This is a genomic window from Streptomyces sp. NPDC006450 (genome assembly GCF_040612195.1).
Classification (GTDB): domain Bacteria; phylum Actinomycetota; class Actinomycetes; order Streptomycetales; family Streptomycetaceae; genus Streptomyces.
The window spans coordinates 1-2321 of the sequence record NZ_JBEXPT010000259.1 but is presented as its reverse complement, the minus strand read 5'-3'; the positions used below and the strand labels follow the sequence as shown (position 1 = coordinate 2321).

Annotated in this window: 2 protein-coding genes; both read right to left on the bottom strand. The window is 75.7% G+C overall.

Features of this window, described 5'->3' with window-relative positions; genetic code table 11:
• Positions 1-342 precede the first annotated feature (342 nt).
• On the bottom strand, positions 343-1305 hold the full coding sequence (locus tag ABZY57_RS32650) for an ECF transporter S component (RefSeq protein ID WP_356518158.1): 963 nt from the start codon (positions 1303-1305) through the stop codon (positions 343-345).
• A partial coding sequence (locus tag ABZY57_RS32645; RefSeq protein WP_356518156.1) for an ATP-binding cassette domain-containing protein occupies positions 1302-2321 on the bottom strand: 1020 nt, incomplete at its 5' end. The genes ABZY57_RS32650 and ABZY57_RS32645, both read right to left, overlap by 4 nt.

Here is a 2321-nt window from a genome sequence, read left to right as displayed (position 1 = left end):
GGCATGCCGGGGGCATGCGTGATCCACTCACGCGAAGGAGAGGGGCTCGTCGGCGGGAGCGGGAGATCCGGGGGTGAACCCGGGGGTCCGGGGGTGAGCCCGGGGTTTCTCCGTCCGCCTTGCGACTCATCCAGTTCTACGGGGGTGGAGCGCGCCTGGCAAAGACCCCTTTTACTAGTGGGCCTCGCAGCGGGGGCGGAACGGCCCCCCGCCGACCGGGTGGGCATCGGCGCAGGTGGAGGGCGGTGTGAGGGGGTGGGGAGGGGGCCTTCAAGGCCTACTATCCCGCCTCGTATGTGACGTGGGTCCTGTGGGGCGGGTCACCGGTGAGGGGCCCGGATCTCACGCTCCGTGGCTGCTCGTACCCCTTTCAGGGGAAGGCGCGGGAGCGGATCCGGCCCCCGGATCGAAGGCCACGGACGCGTCGAACGCCGCTTTTCGAGTCGCCCGTCGCAACGCCTTCAGCAGGGTCGCGCCGAGCGTGAGGGTCAGTACGACGGTCAGCGCGGCCCGGCCCAGGTCCCAGCCCAGCGAGGTCGCCAGGCAGTACGAGAGGAAGCGCGCGAGGTTCGCCGCGACCGGGTCCCCGGGGTGGAAGGAGATGCCCTGGCCCATGCCCTGCAGGATCACCCAGCCCTGAAGGTTCATGATCGTGCCGTACGCGAACGAGCCGAGGAACCCGTACAGCGCGAGCATCGCCAGCTCGGCCCGCCCCCGGATCCGGTCCGGCCCCGGCAGCAGCCCGGCGCCCAGCGAGAACCAGCCCATGGCCAGCATCTGGAACGGCATCCACGGCCCGACACCACCCGTGAGCAGGGCCGACGCGAACATGGTGACCGCACCCAGGACGAAGCCGAAGCCCGGGCCGAGGACCCGGCCGCTCAGCACCATCAGGAAGAACATGGGCTCCAGGCCGGCCGTACCGGCGCCGAGGGGGCGCAGCGCGGCCCCGACCGCGGCCAGTACGCCGAGCATCGCGACGGCCTTGGCGTCCATCCCGTCGTCGGCGATGGTCGCGACGACCACGCCGACCAGGAGGGGGAGCAGGGCCGCGAAGAGCCAGGGGGCGTCCTGGGAGTGGGCGAAGCCGGACTGGCGGCCGGCGAGGAGCGGCCAGCCGAAGGCGGCGAGACCGATGAGGGTGACGAGGACCAGGGCGGCGGCGGCGCGGGGGCCGATGCGGAGGGGGCGGGAACGGGGGCGGGTGGCCGGGGCGGCGGGGCCGGCCGAGGTCCCGGTGAGGGTGGCCGGGGCCGGGGCCGGGGCCGGGGTGGGGGTGGGGGTGGCCGGGGTGGGGGTTGTCATGAGTCCGCCCCGGCGGAGAGGGCCGCCGCGAACTGGGAGACCGTGAGCCAGTGGCCCGGGGCCAGGATCTTGGCCACCTGCGGGGCGAAGGCGGGGGAGGAGACGACGACCTCGGCGGTCGGGCCGTCCGCGACGATCTCGCCGCCGGCCAGGATCACCACGCGGTGGGCCAGCTCGGCGGCGAGCTCCACGTCATGGGTGGCCAGGACGATGGCGTGGCCGTCGGAGGCGAGCCCGCGCAGGATCTCCACGAGGCGGGCCTTGGCGGCGTAGTCCAGCCCGCGGGTCGGCTCGTCGAGCAGCAGCAGGGCCGGCCGGCCGGTCAGGACCAGCGCCAGGGCGAGGGCCAGGCGCTGGCCCTCGGAGAGGTCGCGCGGGTGGGTGTCGTCGGGGACGTCGGGCAGGAGCGCCGCGACGAGGGCACGGCACGTGCCGGGCGCCTGGCCGGCGTCGTGGTCGGCGGCGGTGCACTCGGCCGCGACGGTGTCGGCGTAGAGGAGGTCGCGGGGCTCCTGGGGGACGAGGCCGACGCGGGTCACCATCTCCGGGGGCGGCGTGCGGTGGGGGGTGCGGCCGCTGACCGTCACCTGGCCGGTGGTGGGCTCCAGGGTGCCGATGAGGGTGGCGAGGAGGGTGGACTTTCCGGCGCCGTTGCGGCCCATCAGGGCGATGGTCTCGCCCTTCGACACGGTGAGGGTGATGTCGCGGAGGACTTCGGCGCGGCCGCGGCGGAGGGAGACGGCCTTGACCGTGGCCGGGGTGGCCCCCGTGGCCTCCGTGACCCCTGTGGGGTCGGCCGGGGCCGGATGGGCGGCACGGAGGGCGCGGCGGCGCAGCCGGGCGAGCAGGCCGGGGCGGTGTGCGGATGCGGGGCCGCGGTCGGAGAGGGGGCCCTGCGGGCGGCCGTCCCCTACCCACCCTTCGCCCGTTCCCCGGGGCTGCGCCCCGGACCCCTGGCGGGGCTGCGCCCCGGACCCCTGGCGGGGCTGCGCCCCGGACCCCTGGCGGGGCTGCGC